This is a genomic window from Streptomyces sp. KPB2 (assembly GCF_003950055.1).
Taxonomy (GTDB): domain Bacteria; phylum Actinomycetota; class Actinomycetes; order Streptomycetales; family Streptomycetaceae; genus Streptomyces; species Streptomyces salinarius.
In genome coordinates, this window is record NZ_CP034353.1 from 2,497,729 (window position 1) to 2,515,827 (window position 18,099).

Consider the following 18,099-nt stretch of genomic DNA (forward strand, 5'->3'; position numbering starts at 1 on the left):
GGCGTGATCAGTCCGTCGTACAAAGGGGCGAGCATCCACCCCTTGTTGCGGGAGTCTTCAACGCTTTGGCGATCTGTAGCCAGAGCTGACGGGGAATGGATGCGCAACCGTGATGCTGTTCGAGGTGTTCCGTTATCCGGACAGTGGGTAACGGGGGCCGGACAGGGGCGAGTTGGACATCGGGGACATGGGGGTGCTTTGCGTCGTCATCTACGCGCGAAGATCCCCTCTTCCGACGCGACGGACGGACCCCTGACTGTCAGTACCGGCTACCGGCCGGAGGGTATCCGTACCCGCCCGCCGGTGCCTGGGCGGGGGCGGCCGCGTGGGCCTCGCGGTCGTAGAACGGTCGGGCGTTGGCGCGCAGCCACAGGGCGACCGGGTCGTGCGTGTCGGTCATCGCCACCGTCGACACCGGCAGCCCGTCCGGCACCGCGCCGACGGACTGCTGCATCATCGCGCGCACCGCGTCGACGGCCGGCGGGGAGGTGTCGTACACGTCCAGGCCGATGGCGAGATACGGCGCTCCGAGCGCCGGCTGCACCCAGGCGCGGCGCAGCGCGCGGACCGCCGGGGTGCGGTGGGCGTTCTGCGCGAGCAGGGCGTAGAACTGGGGGATCTCGATGGCCGGTTCGGACAGCCGCAGCGGGCCGGCGGGCTGGCGGTCCAGACCGGAGGCGATACGGCGCAGGTCGAGCCAGGGGATGCCGACGCCGCCGCCGGGGGCGTGCGGGTTGAGCCACAGGCCGTAGTGGTCCGGGTAGAGGGCGCGGGCGACCTCCAGGCCGTCGACCACCTCGTACGAGCGGTTCCAGCCACTGGCCGACAGCTCCTGGGCGGAGGTCACGCAGGGCGCGTAGCCGTAGCCCTCGACCTCCATGTTCCCGTACTGGGCGTCCGGGGAGCCGGCCTGGCCGTGCCACAGCAGCATCCAGACCTGGCCGGAAGTGGGGGTGGCGAGGGCGCGCAGCAGGGCCTCGTAGGCGTCGTAGCGCCCGGGCGTCACCTGGCGCAGCATGTGCTCGACCTGTCCGGTCGTGGTGCCGCTGGCGCTCACGCGTATCGCCCCTTCGAGAAGTTCCCCCGGTGTCGGGACCAGCTTACGGCTCCGCCGGGTGCGGGGGGCCTATGAGCTCGGGGTGTGCTGTCCGTCGGCGGGTGCGGCGCCGTCGTGGCTTGTCGCGCCCACGCGGCGGAGCCGCACATGCCACAGCCCCGCGCCCCTTTCGGGTCGCTCACCCTGACCGGCCTCTACAAGTCCCGGTCGTAGAAGGGCCTGACCTTCTCCCGCATCCAGTCGCAGACCGGGTCCTGGGCCGCCTCCAGGAGGACCAGGTTGACCTGGTACTTCAGGGGGGCCTTGGTGAGGGCGCGGCCGAGGGCGTCCAGGGGGAGGGCTCGGGCGTCGCCCTCCCAGTGGGTGAGTTCGACGCCGATGTACAGGACCGGGTCGGCGGTCTCGACGGCGGCCAGGCAGCGGCGTGCGGTGCGGACCACGCCGGTGGCGGCGAACTCGGCGGAGGCGGCGGCCAGGAAGTCCACGGGCTCGTCCTGCCAGTCCGGCTCGAAGAGGCGGACCCGGCCGCCGGACGCGGGCCCGTCCAGCGGGGTGCGCCCGGCCCGGCACAGCTCGGCCACGGCGGGCGGCGGCAGCGGGATGCCGACCACGCCCTCCGGGTTCACCGCGATGCCGACCTGCGGGGGCAGGCCGCGGGCGAACTCCACGGCGGGCGCGACGGTGTACGCCATCTGCGCCCCGGCGACCTGGCGGAACTGTTCCTCGGAGCTGAACACCGGTACGTAGGCCTGGCCGTCGATCTCCAGCGAGGGCAGGTCGAGGGGGCCGCTGTGCGGGCCTCCGCCGTTGGGCAGGGGTATCCACAGGAAGCTGCGGCCGAGGACCTCCACGATCCGGCCACCGGCCGTCGGGACGCCGAGGGATGCGGACAGCACCTCCTCCAGCTCGTTGCCGGGCCACCCGCCGTGCGGATGGGGGTGTGCCTGTGCCGGGAAGTCCATCTGTCTGCCTACCGCCTGCCTGGTACCGCCGTTCACGGCCGCTTCGTGGCCGCTTCGTGGCTGAAAGGCTAACCCGTTCGGCCCCGCGGCCCTACCGTGCGTCACCCCGTGAAGGCGATCCGGCGCAGGGTGTCGGCCGCCGCCCGGTCCAGGACGACCGCCGAGGCGCAGCCGGCGGGCAGGGTGCCCCCGGTCACCGCGCGCAACAGGCGGGAGTTGGCCGCGCGGTGGCGCAGGAACGCGTACCGCGACACGCCCCGGCCGCGCTCGCGCTGGCCGGCCAGGGCGTCGTCGGGAGCGACGTCGAGGAGCAGCAGGTGGAGGGTGCCGTCGCGGCGGCGGGCCTCGCGGGCCAGCCAGCCGCGCACCCAGGCCTGGGTGCCGCAGTCGTGCACGACGACGCCCTCGCCGGAGCGCAGCGCGCGGCGCAGTCCCGCGTAGTGGGCGAGGCGGACCAGGGGGCGGTAGAGCGCGTACGGCAGCAGGCGCGGCATGCGCCGGTCCCAGCGGTCGCGGGTGTCCTGGGAGTCGATGCGGCGCCCGCGCACGGTGCGCCGCATCAGCGTGGACTTGCCGCTGCCGGGCAGACCGGTGATCACCACCAGGTCGCGGGGCCCGAAGAGGAGGGCGTGCGGGCTGCGGCCGTCGCGGTCCCTGAGGTCCCGGACGACGGGTGCGGGCAGTGGGGCGCAGGCCTCCGGGGCGGGAGAGACGGGCTGCTTGGGCAGCGCGAGTCCCGAGGTCGTGGCGTACGCCGTGGTCCTGTTCACCGTGATCGTCCTCCCCTGGGCGGTACACGAGTACCTCCCCGTCGAGTGTAAAGAGAAGGTAATGCGCGGGTCTCGCGTTTTCGTTCGCTTACTGCCACAAGCCGGTTACAGATCACGGTCTGCCACGGATGGGCCGGGCGTGCAATGATGGCGGCGCCAACTGCATACCGGCCGTTTGAATCCGCGCGGGAGAGTCCCCGGCCGCGCCGGGGCGCCGAAGGAGCAAGTCCCTCCCTTGAATCTCTCAGGCACCGTTACCGCGCGGGCGAGGCACATCTGAAAAGCGGACCGCCCCGAGGGCGGTCCCACCCAAGGTGCAAGCCCTGATCGCCGTACTCCGGTGGCCGTGGCGAACCTCTCAGGTTCCGATGACAGATGGGGAGGACCGACCTCGCCACGTCCTGTCCTGGGAGACGACCGACCGATGAGCAGTTCCGAACTCCGCCGTACCGCGCTCGATGCCACGCATCGCGCGCTGGGCGCGACGATGACCGACTTCGCCGGCTGGGACATGCCGCTGCGCTACGGCTCCGAGCGCGAGGAGCACGTCGCGGTGCGCACCCGCGCCGGGCTCTTCGACCTCTCGCACATGGGCGAGATCACCGTCACCGGGCCGCAGGCGGCCGAGCTGCTGAACTTCGCGCTGGTCGGCAACATCGGCACCGTGAAGCCGGGCCGGGCGCGCTACACCATGATCTGCCGCGAGGACGGCGGCATCCTGGACGACCTGATCGTCTACCGGCTGGGCGAGTCCGAGGCTGCGTCTTCTCACTACATGGTGGTCGCCAACGCCTCCAACGCCCAGGTCGTGCTGGACGCGCTGACCGAGCGCGCGGCCGGCTTCGACGCCGAGGTGCGCGACGACCGCGACGCCTACGCGCTGCTCGCCGTGCAGGGCCCCGAGTCCCCGGGCATCCTCGCGTCGCTCACCGACGCCGACCTGGACGGCCTGAAGTACTACGCCGGTCTGCCCGGCACGGTCGCGGGCGTCCCGGCGCTGATCGCGCGCACCGGTTACACCGGCGAGGACGGCTTCGAGCTGTTCGTGAAGCCCGAGCACGCCGTCGAGGTGTGGCAGGCGCTGACCAACGCGGGCGAGGGCGCGGGGCTGGTGCCGTGCGGCCTGTCCTGCCGGGACACGCTCCGCCTGGAGGCGGGCATGCCGCTGTACGGCAACGAGCTGACGACCTCGCTGACGCCGTTCGACGCCGGTCTGGGCCGGGTGGTGAAGTTCGAGAAGGAGGGCGACTTCGTCGGGCGCGCCGCGCTGACCGAGGCCGCTTCCCGGGCGGAGCAGAACCCGCCCCGCGTGCTGGTCGGCCTGGTCGCCGAGGGCCGCCGGGTGCCGCGCGCCGGGTACCCGGTCGTCGCGGGCGGCGAGGTGATCGGCGAGGTCACCTCCGGCGCTCCGTCGCCGACGCTGGGCAAGCCGATCGCCATGGCGTACGTCGACCCCGCGCACGCGGCCCCGGGCACGGAAGGCGTCGGCGTGGACATCCGGGGCAGCCACGAGCCGTACGAGGTCGTGGCGCTGCCGTTCTACAAGCGCCAGAAGTAGACACTGGGCGGCACCGGCCCCCGGTGTTTCCGGCGGCACCGGCCGCCCGTGTCCCCGGCGGCGTCGGCCGCCCGTGTCCCCGGGGTCCGGTCCCGTGTGACGTACCGCCCCACCACCCCCTTCACCAGCCACTTCCTCGCGTACAGGAGAATTCAGGCCATGAGCAACCCCCAGCAGCTGCGCTACAGCAAGGAGCACGAGTGGCTGTCGGGCGCCGAGGACGGCGTCTCGACGGTCGGCATCACGGAGCACGCGGCCAACGCGCTCGGTGACGTCGTCTTCGTGCAGCTTCCCGAGGTCGGCGACTCGGTGACCGCGGGCGAGACCTGCGGCGAACTGGAGTCGACCAAGTCCGTCTCCGACCTGTACTCCCCCGTCTCCGGCGAGATCGCCGAGGTCAACGAGGACGTCGTCAACGACCCGTCGCTGGTGAACAGCGCCCCCTTCGAGGGCGGCTGGCTGTTCAAGGTGAAGGTCACGGACGAGCCGGCCGACCTGCTCTCCGCCGACGAGTACACCGCCTTCGCCGGCGCCTGAGGAGTCACGATCGCATGTCCCTTCTGAACACACCCCTGCACGAGCTGGACCCGGACGTCGCCGCCGCCGTCGACGCCGAGCTGGACCGCCAGCAGTCCACCCTCGAGATGATCGCCTCGGAGAACTTCGCCCCGGTCGCGGTCATGGAGGCCCAGGGCTCGGTCCTCACCAACAAGTACGCCGAGGGCTACCCGGGCCGCCGCTACTACGGCGGCTGCGAGCACGTCGACGTGGTCGAGCAGATCGCCATCGACCGGGTCAAGGCGCTCTTCGGCGCCGAGCACGCCAACGTGCAGCCGCACTCGGGCGCCCAGGCCAACGCGGCCGCGATGTTCGCGCTGCTCAAGCCCGGCGACACGATCATGGGTCTGAACCTCGCCCACGGCGGGCACCTGACCCACGGCATGAAGATCAACTTCTCCGGCAAGCTCTACAACGTCGTCCCCTACCACGTGGGCGACGACGGCCAGGTCGACATGGCCGAGGTGGAGCGCCTGGCCAAGGAGACCAGGCCGAAGCTGATCGTGGCGGGCTGGTCGGCGTACCCGCGCCAGCTGGACTTCGCCGCGTTCCGCAAGGTCGCGGACGAGGTCGGCGCGTACCTGATGGTCGACATGGCGCACTTCGCCGGTCTGGTCGCGGCGGGCCTGCACCCGAACCCGGTGCCGCACGCCCACGTCGTCACCACGACCACGCACAAGACGCTGGGCGGCCCGCGCGGCGGTGTGATCCTCTCCACGGCCGAGCTGGCCAAGAAGATCAACTCCGCCGTCTTCCCCGGTCAGCAGGGTGGCCCGCTGGAGCACGTGGTGGCCGCCAAGGCCGTCGCCTTCAAGGTCGCCGCGAGCGAGGACTTCAAGGAGCGCCAGGGCCGTACGCTGGAGGGTGCCCGCATCCTGGCCGAGCGCCTGGTGCGGGACGACGCGAAGGCGGCGGGCGTCTCCGTCCTGACCGGCGGCACGGACGTCCACCTGGTCCTGGTGGACCTGCGCGACTCCGAGCTGGACGGCCAGCAGGCCGAGGACCGCCTCCACGAGGTCGGCATCACGGTCAACCGCAACGCCGTCCCGAACGACCCGCGTCCGCCGATGGTGACCTCCGGTCTGCGCATCGGTACGCCGGCCCTGGCGACCCGCGGCTTCACCGCCGAGGACTTCGCCGAGGTCGCGGACGTGATCGCCGAGGCGCTGAAGCCGTCCTACGACGCGGAGGCCCTCAAGGCCCGGGTGAAGACCCTGGCCGACAAGCACCCGCTGTACCCGGGTCTGAACAAGTAGACACCGCACCCGAGGGGTGGGACGCCGCATCCGCCACAAGCGGCCGGGCGCCCCGCCCCTCGGCACCCCCTCCGCACCACCCCCGTTCTGAGGAGTCCCCGTGGCCATCTCGGTCTTCGACCTGTTCTCGATCGGCATCGGCCCGTCGAGCTCGCACACGGTCGGCCCGATGCGCGCGGCCCGCATGTTCGCCCGCCGCCTGCGCAACGAGAAGCTGCTGGACTCCGTCGCCTCGGTCCGCGCCGAGCTGTACGGCTCGCTCGGCGCCACCGGCCACGGCCACGGCACCCCCAAGGCGGTGCTGCTCGGCCTGGAGGGCGACTCGCCGCGCACGGTGGACGTCGAGACGGCCGACGACCGCGTCGAGAAGATCAAATCCTCCGGCCGCATCAGCCTCCTCGGCGACCACGAGATCGCCTTCTCCTACGACGACGACATGGTCCTGCACCGCCGCAAGGCCCTCCCCTACCACGCCAACGGCATGACGCTGTGGGCGTACGACGCCGAGGGCGCCGAGGTGCTGACCAAGACCTACTACTCGGTCGGCGGCGGCTTCGTCGTCGACGAGGACGCGGTGGGCGCGGACCGCATAGTCCTGGACGACACCGTCCTGAAGTACCCCTTCCGCACCGGCGACGAGCTGCTGCGCCTGGCCCGCGAGACCGGCCTGTCCATCTCCGCCCTGATGCTGGAGAACGAGCGAGCCTGGCGCGACGAGGACGAGATCCGCGAGGGCCTGCTGGAGATCTGGCGCGTGATGCGGGCGTGCGTCGAGCGCGGCATGACCCGCGAGGGCATCCTGCCGGGCGGCCTGAAGGTCCGCCGCCGCGCCGCGAACACCGCGCGCAAGCTCCGCTCCGAGGGCGACCCGCAGGCCCTGGCGATGGAGTGGATCACGCTCTACGCGATGGCCGTGAACGAGGAGAACGCGGCCGGCGGCCGGGTCGTCACCGCCCCCACCAACGGCGCGGCCGGCATCATCCCCGCGGTCCTGCACTACTACGTGAACTTCGTCCCCGGCGCCGACGAGGACGGCGTGGTCCGCTTCCTCCTCGCGGCCGGCGCCATCGGCATGCTCTTCAAGGAGAACGCCTCCATCTCCGGCGCCGAGGTCGGCTGCCAGGGCGAGGTCGGCTCCGCCTGCTCGATGGCGGCCGGCGCCCTCGCCGAGGTGCTCGGCGGCTCCCCGGAGCAGGTGGAGAACGCCGCCGAGATCGGCATGGAGCACAACCTCGGCCTCACCTGCGACCCGGTCGGCGGCCTGGTCCAGATCCCCTGCATCGAGCGCAACGGCATGGCCGCGGTCAAGGCGGTCACGGCGGCCCGCATGGCCATGCGCGGCGACGGCTCCCACAAGGTCTCCCTCGACAAGGTCATCAAGACCATGAAGGACACCGGCGCCGACATGTCGGTCAAGTACAAGGAGACGGCCCGGGGCGGGCTCGCGGTGAACATCATCGAGTGTTAGGAGACGGGCCCCGGCCGGCGCGTTCGGCGACGACGGTCCCCACCCGGCCGGTGTGCTCCGGGTGGGGATCGGCAGGCACACCGGTTGCCCCGGCCCCCTGGTGTGCTCAGCGTTCGCCGGCGTCCAGTGCGGCGAGGTGCCGCTCGGCGTCGAGGGCGGCGGCGCAGCCGGTGCCGGCGGCCGTGATGGCCTGGCGGTAGGCGTGGTCGACCGCGTCGCCGGCGGCGAAGACGCCCGGGAGGCTGGTGCGGGTGGAGGGGGACACGACCTTGATGTAGCCGTCGTCGTCCAGGTCGAGCTGTCCCTTGACGAGTTCGGTGCGCGGGTCGTGGCCGATGGCCACGAACAGGCCGGTGACCGGCAGGGGGCGCAGTTCGCCGGTGCGGGTGGAGCGCAGGGTCAGGCCGGTGAGGCGGTCGTCGCCGTGGATCTCGGCGACCTCGCTGTCCCAGACGAAGCGGATCTTCGGGTCCTGGGCGGCGCGGTTCGCCATGACCTTGGAGGCGCGCAGCGTGTCCCGGCGGTGCACGACCGTCACCGACCGGGCGAACCGGGTGAGGAAGGTGGCCTCCTCCATGGCGGTGTCGCCGCCGCCTACGACGGCGATGTCCCGGTCCTTGAAGAAGAAGCCGTCGCAGGTGGCGCAGGAGGAGACGCCCCGTCCGCCCAGCGCGTCCTCGCCGGGCAGGTGCAGCTTGCGGTGCTGGGAGCCGGTGGCGACGATCACGGTGCGGGCGCGGTGGACGGCGCCGGCCGTGTCGGTGACGGTCTTCACCTCGCCGGTCAGGTCCACGGCGGTGATGTCGTCGTCGACGATGTCCGCGCCGAAGCGTTCGGCCTGGGCGCGCATGTGGTCCATCAGGTCGGGTCCGAGGACGCCGTCGGGGAAACCGGGGAAGTTCTCCACCTCGGTGGTGGTGGTCAGGGCGCCGCCGACGAGGACGGAACCGGCGAAGACGAGGGGGCGGAGCTGGGCGCGGGCGGTGTAGAGGGCGGCGGTGTAGCCGGCCGGGCCGGAGCCTATGACGATGACGTCGTGCAGGGGGTCGTCCGTGCGGGTCACGGTGGGTCCTTCGGGGTGAGGGCCGCGGCGCGGCCGGGCCGGGGAGGTCAGTCGACGGACTGGGCGAAGCGGAAGAAGCGGTCCGGGTCGTAGGCGCACTTGACCGCGCGCAGGCGGCGCAGGTTGCGGCCGTAGTACGCCTGCCGCCAGTTGGTGAGGGCCGGGTCCATGTAGTTCTGGTACGACTCGTGGTTGGAGTACGCGTCCATGGTGGTGTGGGCGGTGTCCACCCAGACGCGGGCGGCTTCGCGGGCCTCCGCGGCGGGATCGGCGGTGGGCAGGGTGACCGAGAAGCCGGCGTTGAACACCGCGTCGCGGTGGACGAAGGCGGTCGCGGTCGGGGAGATCTCGTTGATCCGGCCGCCGTAGGGGAACAGACCGAGGAAGCGGAACTGGCCGGGGCGGGGGTCGGCGGTGAGGGCGTCCAGGGCACTGCGGACGGCGGCCGGGGTCCAGGGCTGGGCGAAGTAGAGGTTGCGCTGGGTGGTGTGGGACTCGCGCGGCAGCTGGGCCTCGGGGGTGAAGCCGACCCGGTGGCACTCGGCGACGGTCCGGTCCCCGCAGCCGTAGACCTGCATCATCGCCTGGGTGTAGGGAAGTTCGTCGACGGCGCGGCTGGTGCCCGGGTGGCCGACGGCGGTCGTGAGACGGTCGAGGAGCCGGTCGGCATCGCTCTTCGGTCCGTGGTACGCGCCGGTGAGGACGACGGTCGGTTCGGTGCCGGCGGGGGCGTCGGTGGAGTGCAGGAACATCAGTTCGCAGGCGAGTTCGCGGGGTGCGGAGGCCATCCAGTCCTGCCAGGCCAGGATCAGCGAGTGGGCGTCCGTGTAACGGAAGTTGAGGTTGAACAGGGTCAGGGACGGGATCGGAACGGGGGTGACCTCGTAGGCGGTGACGATGCCGAGGTTGCCGCCGCCGGCGCCGCGCAGCGCCCAGAACAGGTCGGGGTGCTCGGTCGCGCTCGTCCGCACGATGCGGCCGTCCGCGAGGACGACCCGGGCGGAGACGAGACGGTCGGATCCCATGCCGTACTTGCGGGAGGTGTAACCGAAGCCGCCGCCCTGGAGCCAGCCGCCCATCGCGACGGTGGGACAGGTGCCGCCGGCGATCTGCACGCCGTACGGCGCGAGGGCGTTCAGGGCGTCGATGCCCTGGGTGCCGGGGCCGAGGTGGACGGTGGCGCCGTCGACGCGGACGGCGGAGAGCCGGGAGACGTCGATGACCAGGCCGGGGGTGGTGGAGTAGCCGGCGGCGCTGTGGCCGCCGCTGCGGACGGCGGTGGCGAGGCCGTTGTCCTGGGCGAAGCGGATGGCGGTGGTGACGTCGGCCTCGGTGGCGCAGTACGCGACGCCCTGCGGGTGGACGGCGTCGAACTGGGCGAGCTGGAGCTGTCTCGCGGTGTCGTAGCCCGCGTCGCCGGGCAGCACCAGGCGGCCGGTGAGGGCGTCGGCCAGGGCGGCCCAGGGGACGGTGGCCGTGCCGGCGGCGAGGACGAGGCCGCCGGTGCCCGTGGTCAGGGCGGCCGCGGCGCCGGTGGCCGCGGAGGCGCGTATCAGGGAGCGTCGGGTGAGCATGCGGTTTTCCCTCTCCGTCGAAGGTGGTGGGCGGGTGGAGTCGTGGTGCGGTCGTGGTGGGGTCAGGGGGTGGGTCACGGGGCGGATGGTGGGCGGGTGCAGTCGTGGTGCGGGTCAGAAGGTGGGCGGTGGCCGGGTCGTGGTGGGGGTCAGGGGGCGGTCAGGTCGCGCAGGACGAGGGCGTGGGCGGCGACGCGGCAGCCGTCGGCGACCGTGACCGGGCCGAGGACGGAGGCGCCGGTGCCGATCACGACCCGGTCGCCGACGACGGGGTGCCGACGGCCCTGCCCGGCTCCGTCGCGCAGCCAGCCCCGGGAGCCGAGGGTGACCCCGTGGTACAGCGTCACGTCGGCGCCGACGACGGCGGTCTCGCCGATGACGACGCCGAAGCCGTGGTCGATGAAGGCGCGGCGTCCGATGCGGGCACCGGCGTGGATCTCCATGCCGGTCAGCAGCCGGGCCAGCCGGGTCAGCAGGGCGGCGCGCAGCCGGTGTCCGCGGACGTGGCGGCGGTGGGCCAGCCGGTACAGGGCCAGCCCCTGCCAGCCGGGGTGCAGCAGTGCCTCGCGCCGTCCGGCGCAGGAAGGGTCGCGGGCCAGGACGGCGTGCAGGTCCTCCCGGATGAGACGCAGGGTCGACGGGCGGGGCGCGTCGCCGCCGGGTCCCGGGCGGCCTGGGCTCCCCTCCGAGCGGCCCGGGGCGCCGGTGACCGCGGTCGGCCGGGAGGGCGCCGGGGAGCCGGTGACCACGACGCGCCGGGAGAACGCCGGGGGGCCCGGGGCGGGCCTGGGCGTGTCCGTGCCGGCCTCCGGGACCCGGGAACCGGCCACGGGACGGGGCACGCCCGTACCCACCGCCCAGGTTCGAGCATCGGCCGCGGGAAGGGGCACATCCGCACCCACCGCCGAGCCCCGGGGATCGGCCGCGGGACGGGACACGTCCGTGCCCACCGCCGACGCCCGGGGATCGGGCACGGGACGGGACGCCTCCGCCGGAGCCCGCAGGCCGGGCGCGGGACGGGGCACGTCCGTACCCACCGCCGAGCCCCGGGGATCGGCCGCAGGACGGGACACGTCGGTACCGACCGCCGACGCCCGGGGATCGGGCACGGGACGGGACGCCTCCGCCGGAGCCCGCAGGGCGGGCGCGGGACGGGGCACGTCCGTACCCACCGCCGAGCCCCGGGGATCGGCCGCGGGACGGGACACGTCGGTACCGACCGCCGACGCCCGGGGATCGGGCACGGGACGGGACGCCTCCGCCGGAGCCCGCAGGGCGGGCGCGGGACGGGGCACGTCCGTACCCGCCGCCGACGCCCTGGGGCGGGGCACATCCGTACCGGTCGCCGAGGCCCGGGGGGTGGACGCGGGGCGCGGTGTGTCCGTGCCGTTCATCGGGCCGGGACCGGGGTCGGGGCGGAGTCCAGGCGGCGGATGCGGTACATCGTGCGCTGGAACAGCTCGTCGGCGGTCAGGGTGGCGAAGCGCTGCGGGCCCTCCTCCGCGCCGGGGACGCGCAGCGGGGTGAGGGTGGTCCAGGGCGCCGGGTGGCAGAACTGCACGATGGACAACCGCCCTTCCCGCTGTCCGGGGGGCGCCACGACGCGGTGGACGGCCGCGCGGGCCAGCCCGTTGGTGAGGCGGTCCAGGACCATGCCGACGTTGACGACGGCGTGGCCGGGCGGTGCCTCGACCTTCAGCCACTCCCCGTCGACCAGCACCTCAAGGCCCGCCGAGGTGGCCCGGGGCAGCATGGTGATCAGGTCGAAGTCCTGGTGCTCGACGGCCCAGACGTGACGGTCGGTGGGCGCCTCGGCCATCGGCGGGTACCAGGTGGCGCGGTTGACGACCGGGCCGTCCTCCAGCAGGTCGGTGAAGTAGTCGGGGTGGGCGCCGAGCGCGTCGGCGAGGGTGCGGACGACGTCGTGCTGGAAACGCAGCATGCGGGCGTGCAGCTCGCGCAGGGCGGAACCGATGCCGGGGACCAGGTGGTCGGGGAAGTAGGGGTCGGGGTAGCGGTCGGGGAAGCGCTGCCGCAGCGGATGGTGGGCGGGGAGGGGCCGGCCCCAGTGGAAGAGTTCCTTCCAGTCCGGTACGGCGCCCTTCTCGGCGTGCTCCACCAGCGGCGGGATGTAGCCGGACTGGCCGTTGGTGCCCGGGACGCGGCAGGACCGCTTGGCGTCGGCGTCCAGGGCGAAGAAGGCGTGCAGGAAGTCGTACGCCTCGTCCAGCAGGCTCTCCGGCACGGTGTTGCGCACCAGGAAGAACCCGTCGTGCAGAGCGGCGCGCAGGTGCGTGTGGCTGCCGGGCCGGTCCAGGTCTATCGCCTTGAGCATGTGAGGTCCCTTCACGGGTGGGGCTTGCGGAAGGACAGCGCCAGGTAGGCGAGCCGGTGGCCCCGGTACGCGAAATCGCGGTCGATCACCAGGCGGTCCAGCGGCGCGAGTCCGGCCGCGGTGTACAGGTCGGTGACGGCGCGCTCGGTGAGCCACCAGTTCAGCCGGCCGTCCTGCAGGGGAAGTGCCGTGATCTCGCCGTCGGGGCTGAGGAAGACGCTGACCACGAGGGTGCCGCCGGGCCGCAGCAGTTCCGCCCCGTGGGCCGCCCAGCCGGGCCAGTCCTCCCGGCGCTGGTGGTGCAGACAGCCGTTGTCGACCAGGAGGTCCAGCGGCTCGTCGACGTGGTCCAGGAAGTCGGTCCGGCGGAAGCGGACGGTGCCACGGGCCGGCGGCGGGGCGTCCCACACGTCGAGCAGGTCGAGGCCGGTGGTGTCGGCTTCGAGACGTTCGGCGAACGCGGTGCTCTGGTGGCCCCGGCCGCAGCCCACGTCCAGGACCCGGCGCCGGAGGCCGGGCACGGGAGCCGGGCTCTGGTCGCAGGCGAACCGGGTGACGCGCTCGTTGGTGTCGGCGGCGGTCCAGGAGTCGCGTCCCGCGCCGTACCAGGCGCTGAAGGAGTCGGCGACGACGTTCCGGTAGGCGGTGTAGTCGGTGGGGCCGGCCGGGCCGGCGCCCAGGTCAGTGGTCGGCGGCATCGGTCCACTCCTCCACGGTTCCGCGGCTCGCGGCGACGGCCACTGCGTGCCGGCCGCGCGGGCCCTCGTCCAGGGCGCGGGAGGCGGTCAGCCAGGCGCCGGCGGCGCTGGCGGAGACCGCGATCCGCTGGGTGCGGTGCAGCAGCCGCATGCCGTCCAGCGCCTCCCGGTGGCCGACCTCCGCGAAAGCGAACTCGTCCTCGTAGGGGGCGAGCAGGGGCTGGCGCAGGCCGTGGCCGAGACCGCCGGTGCCGTTCATCCGGGGTGCGGCCGTGGGGGCGTGCGGGTCGCCGTAGGGCGCCTCGGCGGGGAAGACGGCGTGGGCTGCTATGTCCGGCCTGCGCAGCCGCAGGGCCTGGGCGGTGCCCACGAGGGTGCCGGCGGAGCCGACGGAGGCGGCGAGCGCGTGCGGCCGTACGCCTTCGCCGGTGAGCCGGGCGACGATCTCCGCGCCGGTGCGTTCGCGGTGGACGGCGACCGCCTCGGGGGCGCTGTGCTGGAGCAGCAGCCGGCGGCCCTCGTCCTCGGCGATGCGGGCGGCCTCGTCCATCGCGCCGAGGAAGCCGGTGCCCTCGGGGGCGCGGGTGACCCGGGCGCCGTCGCGGCGCAGCGCGGCCACCAGCCGCTCGGGGGCGCCGTGCGGGACGGCCAGGTGCAGGTCGAGGCCGAGCAGCCCGCACATGTGGGCGAGGGCCACGGCGAGGGAGCCGCCGGAGTACTCGGCCAGCCGGACGCGGCCGGAGCCGGCCCGTGCCACGGCGCCGCAGAGCAGGGCGTAGGCGGTGCGGGCCTTGACGGTGCCGGTGAGGTTGGCGGCTTCGGCCTTGAGCCAGACGGTGCCGCGGCCGCCCCGGCTGGGCACCGGCACGAGCGGGGTGGAGCCGACGGCGGGCCGGAGCGCGGCGAGGCCGGGGTGCAGCCGGTGGGCGGTCCGCTCCAGGGGCGCGAACGGGGCCTCGATGTCCGCGCGGTCGGGCCGTCGGGCGGCCAGGGCGCGCAGGATGTGCGCGAACCGCGGGTCGGGGACGGGGGTGGCCGCCGCGGCGGCCGGGGTCGTCGCAGCCGTCGCGGTGGTCGGAGTCGTCGGGGCGAGGAGGGGCGGTGAGGTGGTCATGAGGGGCGCTCACTGGTGGCGAGGCGGAAGCCGACGGGGTAGAGCGGGCCGGGGAACGCGCCGTGGCGGCGGCGGGTGCGGGTCAGGTCGCCGAAGCGGGCGAAGCCGCCGCCGCGTGCGACCCGGTAGGTGCCCATCGACTGGGTGAGGTGGTCGTCGACGGCGACGCCGCCCGGGTAGGGCGCGTAGTCGTCGGCGGTGAACTCCTCCACGTTGCCGCCCATGTCGTGGGCGCCGAACGGGGACTGGCCGTCGGGGAAGGCGCCGACCGGGGTGGTGGTGTGCACGCCCGACTCGCGGGTGTTGGCGGCGTCCGGGTCGAAGCCGCCCTCCCAGGGGTAGGGGCGTCCTTCCGGGCCCTTGGCGGCGTACTCCCACTCGGCCTCGGTGGGCAGCCGCCAGGGGTGCCCGGTGCGCTCGCTCAGCCAGCTCGCGTAGGCGTCGGCGTGCTCGGCGCGGACGCCCGCCACGGGGTGGTTGGAGCGGTCCCACGGATAGGCGCCGAGGTACCAGGTGGTGGGCCGGTCGGCGAGGCCCGCGTCGGCGAGGAAGTCCCGCCACTCGCCGTTGGTCACCGGATAGCGGGCGATCCAGAAGTCGCCGAGGCGGACGGGGTGTTCGGGGGTCTCCTTGACGATCCAGGACTCCTCGACGCCCTTGTCGGCCCAGTGCCGGACGACGTACTCGACCTCGTCGGCGGGCAGGCCGACGGGGACGGTGGCACCGGGGACGAAGCAGGTGACCGGTACGGGGGTGAGGCGGGGGTCGCCGAGCAGGCCCAGCATGCCGCCGGCGGCGAGCCGTTCGGCCAGCGGCAGCGAGGGGTCCTCCACGGCGGCGGCCAGCCGCAGCCGGTCGGCACTCACCGGTTGCCCGGGGCCCGGTGCCCGGTGCACCCGGGCGGGGTCGGCGAGGTCGGCGTGCTCCTGGAAGTGCGGGGAGCGGGTGATGTCGTCCAGGTTCATGCGCTCGCCTCTTCCAGCAGGGTCAGGGTGTGCCCGCTGTCGGCCTTGGCGGCGAGGTAGCGGGCGTTGTGCTCGGTCAGGTGGACGGAGGTGGGCAGGACGGCGTCGACCCGGATGCCGAGGTCGCGCAACTGGGCGACCTTGTCCGGGTTGTTGGTGAGCAGCCGGATCCGGGTCAGGCCGAGGGCGCGGAGCATGGCGGCGGCGGCCACGTAGTCGCGCTCGTCCTCGCCGCGGCCGATGATCCGGTTGGCCGCGAAGGTGTCGATGTCCTGGTCCTGGAGGACGTACGTGTCCAGCTTGTTGAAGAGACCGATGCCGCGGCCCTCCTGACGCAGGTAGAGCAGGACGCCGCCCTGGTCGGCCATCGCGGCGAGCGCCTCGTCGAGCTGGGGGCCGCAGTCGCAGCGCGCCGAGCCGAACACGTCGCCGGTCAGGCACTCGCTGTGCAGCCGGACCAGGGGGACGGTGTGCGGGGCGTGCGGCAGGACGCAGGCGAGGTGTTCCTGGGCGTCGGGGAGGTCGTGGAAGGTGACGAGTTCCGCGGTGCGTCCGGCCGCCCGGTCGAGGGTGACCGGGACGCGGGCCCGCACGGTGGCGGGGCGTTCCGGGGGCGTGAGGGTGTTCATGCGGCCCTGCCTTCCGTCGCGTCGGCGGCGGCCGGGGCGGTCGCCGCGGGGGTGTGGAGCAGTTCCTCCAGGTGCAGGGAGCGCCGGACGGCGGGGCGGCCGTCGGCGTCGAGGCCGACCAGGAGGAGGCGGCCGTCCCAGCCGGCCACGGCGACCGTGCCGTCGGTGAGCCGGAGCATGCAGGACAGGCCCTGCCCGAACTCGGCGAAGAGCCGGCCCGAGGCGAGGGTGGCGGCCGAGTCGTGCCAGTCGACCTGCCAGGCGTAGAGACCGAAGTCGTAGGAGCCGGCCAGGACGACGGGCCGGTCGGCGTCGCCCAGCAGGGCCACGCACTTCACGGACTCGTCGGGGCCGAGGAGGGTCTGCACGTCCCGCGCGCGCCAGGTGCCGTCGGGCAGGCGGACGAGCCGGCCGGCCTTGACGGTGTGGTCGCGGGAGGCGCTGGCGGCGGCCTCGGTGCCGAGGGCGGCGACCGCGTTGACGAGGTTGCCGTGCTCCCACAGGGTGGCGCGGGCGTGCGGCCCGCCGGCCCGTACGGTGCGGTCGGTGGCGGCGGACAGGAAGCCGCCGTCGACGGGTGCGAGGGACTTCACGGAGCCGTCGTGGGCGGCGATCCGCTCGCGTTCGGCGAGGGAGACGGGGTCGAGGAGGACGAACTCCCCGTTGTAGGTGCCGGCGACGAGGGCGCCGTCGTGGACGGCGAGGGAGGGCACGGGCGCGCCGAGCGGGGCGCCGGTGGTGAGGGTGTGCCCGTCGTGGCGCAGGACCTGCCCGGAGTAGGTGCCCGCGTAGAGGGTGTCGCCGTCGCTGGCGAGGGAGAGGATCGGGCCGTCGGTGAGGTCGATCAGCCGGACGGAGGGCGTGGCGGCGGCGTCGGCGGTGACGGCGACGACGAGGCCGGAGTCGGTGCCGACGAGGAGTTCGTCGCCGTGCTGGACCAGGGCGTTGGGGCCGTGGGTGGCGTCCTCGGGGGCGGCGATCGGCCGGGCGGTGGTCAGGTCGTAGAGGTGGGGGCCGTTCCAGAAGGAGCCGGCGGCGACGACGCCGTGGGCGACGGCGACCGAGCGGGGCCACACCCGGCGGTCCTCGACCCGGTGCAGCCGGGTGCCGACCACGTCGAACCAGTGCAGGCCGCCGTCGTAGGCGCCCACGACGAACGAGGAGTCGTCCTCCGCCCAGGCGACGGCGCGCGCCGCCGAGGTGGAGACCGGGACGGTGCGTACGACGTCGAGGCCGGCGGTGAGCAGGTCCACGGCGCCGTCGTCGCGGGCGACCGCGAGGAGGCGGCCGGAGTGCGACCATGCGCAGCCCTCGATGGAGGAGTCGTAGCGGCGGGTGGCCGGGGCGGTGGTGCCGTCGGGGTCGGAGACGGCGACCAGGCCGTCCTCGCCGACGGTGGCGACCAGGCCGTGCGGGCCGACCGAGACCATCATGCAGTGCGCCTCGTGGGAGCCGACCTCGGCGAGGAAGCTGCCGTCGGCGGTGGACCACAGGGTGGCGCGGCCGTCCTCGGAGACGCAGATGAGGCGTTCGCCGTCGGGCAGCCAGGCGACGGAGTTGATGTCGTCGGTGTGCCGGGCGAGCACGGTGCGCAGGGTGGTGCGGCCCTCCTCGGTGACCCGCCAGACCGCCACCGTCTTGTCGGCGGAGGCGGTGGCGAGCACCTCGGGGTCGACCGGGTTCCAGGCCGAGGCGTTGACCAGGCGGCGGTGGCGCAGTCGGGCCAGCGGGACGGGGCGGGCCCGGTCGCCGGTGTCCCAGACGATCACCGAGCCGTCGTACGAAGAGGTGGCCAGCCGTTTGCCGTCGGGCCGGAATCCCACGTGGGTGAGGGGGGCGGAATGGCCTGATCCGTAGGCCGGAAGGTCGATGGTTCGCACGCCGTCTCGTCCCTTTCTCGGGATGTCTGTGGGTTGTTTCTCTGGGTTCTCCGCGATCTTCCGGAGATCGTTCACGGGCATGTTCCGAACGAATGCGATGTGCGCCGAAATTAGGCGGGCGGCCCGGCCCGGTGCGAGCCGGAGCCAGCAATGTGGCAACTCGCGGAATTACCGGCAGCGGTGTTGACGGGACCGGAAAAAGGGTGTCCTGG

Annotated in this window: 16 protein-coding genes and 1 riboswitch; of the genes, 4 read left to right on the forward strand and 12 right to left on the reverse strand. The window is 73.7% G+C overall.

Going from position 1 to position 18,099, the window contains the following annotated elements:
- Positions 1 to 259 precede the first annotated feature (259 nt).
- The 3 genes from D1J63_RS10720 to D1J63_RS10730 all read right to left on the reverse strand — a co-directional run bounded on the left by D1J63_RS10720 (position 260) and on the right by D1J63_RS10730 (position 2,789).
- Complete coding sequence (locus tag D1J63_RS10720; protein ID WP_102932670.1) at positions 260 to 1,057, reverse strand: enhanced serine sensitivity protein SseB C-terminal domain-containing protein; 798 nt, start codon at positions 1,055 to 1,057, stop codon at positions 260 to 262.
- Positions 1,058 to 1,251: 194 nt separating this feature from the next.
- Positions 1,252 to 2,019: an enhanced serine sensitivity protein SseB gene (locus D1J63_RS10725; RefSeq protein WP_125628711.1), complete on the reverse strand. Its 768-nt coding sequence runs from the start codon at positions 2,017 to 2,019 to the stop codon at positions 1,252 to 1,254.
- A gap of 101 nt (positions 2,020 to 2,120) precedes the next feature.
- Positions 2,121 to 2,789, reverse strand: coding sequence for an AAA family ATPase (locus D1J63_RS10730; protein WP_125628712.1), 669 nt, complete (start codon positions 2,787 to 2,789; stop codon positions 2,121 to 2,123).
- 176 nt (positions 2,790 to 2,965) lie between these two features.
- Positions 2,966 to 3,059, forward strand: a riboswitch (glycine riboswitch).
- A 154-nt stretch (positions 3,060 to 3,213) separates the two neighbouring features.
- Here D1J63_RS10730 and gcvT point away from each other — a divergent pair.
- From gcvT to D1J63_RS10750, 4 genes are all read left to right on the forward strand, one after another.
- Positions 3,214 to 4,347: a glycine cleavage system aminomethyltransferase GcvT gene (gene gcvT / locus D1J63_RS10735; protein ID WP_125628713.1), complete on the forward strand. Its 1,134-nt coding sequence runs from the start codon at positions 3,214 to 3,216 to the stop codon at positions 4,345 to 4,347.
- Positions 4,348 to 4,506: 159 nt separating this feature from the next.
- Positions 4,507 to 4,884 carry a glycine cleavage system protein GcvH gene (gcvH, locus tag D1J63_RS10740; RefSeq protein ID WP_102928483.1) on the forward strand — a complete coding sequence of 126 codons (378 nt, stop codon included), beginning with the start codon at positions 4,507 to 4,509 and terminating at the stop codon, positions 4,882 to 4,884.
- A 14-nt stretch (positions 4,885 to 4,898) separates the two neighbouring features.
- A complete protein-coding gene (gene glyA, locus D1J63_RS10745) occupies positions 4,899 to 6,161 on the forward strand; it encodes a serine hydroxymethyltransferase (protein ID WP_125628714.1) in 1,263 nt (420 codons plus the stop codon).
- A gap of 100 nt (positions 6,162 to 6,261) precedes the next feature.
- Positions 6,262 to 7,629: an L-serine ammonia-lyase gene (locus D1J63_RS10750; protein ID WP_125628715.1), complete on the forward strand. Its 1,368-nt coding sequence runs from the start codon at positions 6,262 to 6,264 to the stop codon at positions 7,627 to 7,629.
- A gap of 106 nt (positions 7,630 to 7,735) precedes the next feature.
- Here the strand turns inward: D1J63_RS10750 and trxB are convergent, their stop codons facing one another.
- The 9 genes from trxB to D1J63_RS10795 form a co-directional block, all read right to left on the reverse strand.
- Positions 7,736 to 8,692 (reverse strand): thioredoxin-disulfide reductase, encoded by a 957-nt coding sequence (trxB, locus tag D1J63_RS10755; RefSeq protein WP_241235543.1) that lies wholly within the window; start codon positions 8,690 to 8,692, stop codon positions 7,736 to 7,738.
- A 47-nt stretch (positions 8,693 to 8,739) separates the two neighbouring features.
- A complete protein-coding gene (locus D1J63_RS10760; protein ID WP_125628716.1) occupies positions 8,740 to 10,266 on the reverse strand; it encodes an FAD-binding oxidoreductase in 1,527 nt (508 codons plus the stop codon).
- 149 nt (positions 10,267 to 10,415) lie between these two features.
- Positions 10,416 to 11,108: a serine O-acetyltransferase gene (locus tag D1J63_RS37110; RefSeq protein ID WP_240798781.1), complete on the reverse strand. Its 693-nt coding sequence runs from the start codon at positions 11,106 to 11,108 to the stop codon at positions 10,416 to 10,418.
- A 548-nt stretch (positions 11,109 to 11,656) separates the two neighbouring features.
- On the reverse strand, positions 11,657 to 12,601 hold the full coding sequence (locus D1J63_RS10770) for a 2-oxoglutarate and iron-dependent oxygenase domain-containing protein (RefSeq protein ID WP_125628717.1): 945 nt from the start codon (positions 12,599 to 12,601) through the stop codon (positions 11,657 to 11,659).
- 11 nt (positions 12,602 to 12,612) lie between these two features.
- Complete coding sequence (locus D1J63_RS10775; RefSeq protein WP_125628718.1) at positions 12,613 to 13,299, reverse strand: class I SAM-dependent methyltransferase; 687 nt, start codon at positions 13,297 to 13,299, stop codon at positions 12,613 to 12,615.
- Positions 13,283 to 14,413 carry a pyridoxal-phosphate dependent enzyme gene (locus D1J63_RS10780; RefSeq protein ID WP_125628719.1) on the reverse strand — a complete coding sequence of 377 codons (1,131 nt, stop codon included), beginning with the start codon at positions 14,411 to 14,413 and terminating at the stop codon, positions 13,283 to 13,285. Before D1J63_RS10780 ends, D1J63_RS10775 begins: the two co-directional genes overlap by 17 nt.
- Positions 14,410 to 15,378 carry an SUMF1/EgtB/PvdO family nonheme iron enzyme gene (locus tag D1J63_RS10785; RefSeq protein WP_125628720.1) on the reverse strand — a complete coding sequence of 323 codons (969 nt, stop codon included), beginning with the start codon at positions 15,376 to 15,378 and terminating at the stop codon, positions 14,410 to 14,412. The genes D1J63_RS10780 and D1J63_RS10785 overlap by 4 nt, the downstream gene beginning before the upstream one ends.
- Entirely contained in the window at positions 15,375 to 16,007 is a 633-nt protein-coding gene (ribA, locus tag D1J63_RS10790) for a GTP cyclohydrolase II (protein WP_102930097.1), read from the reverse strand. The genes D1J63_RS10785 and ribA overlap by 4 nt, the downstream gene beginning before the upstream one ends.
- The gene (locus D1J63_RS10795; RefSeq protein ID WP_125628721.1) at positions 16,004 to 17,887 is read right to left on the reverse strand and encodes a WD40 repeat domain-containing protein; all 1,884 of its coding nucleotides are present in this window, start codon (positions 17,885 to 17,887) and stop codon (positions 16,004 to 16,006) included. The genes ribA and D1J63_RS10795 overlap by 4 nt, the downstream gene beginning before the upstream one ends.
- Positions 17,888 to 18,099: the final 212 nt, after the last annotated feature.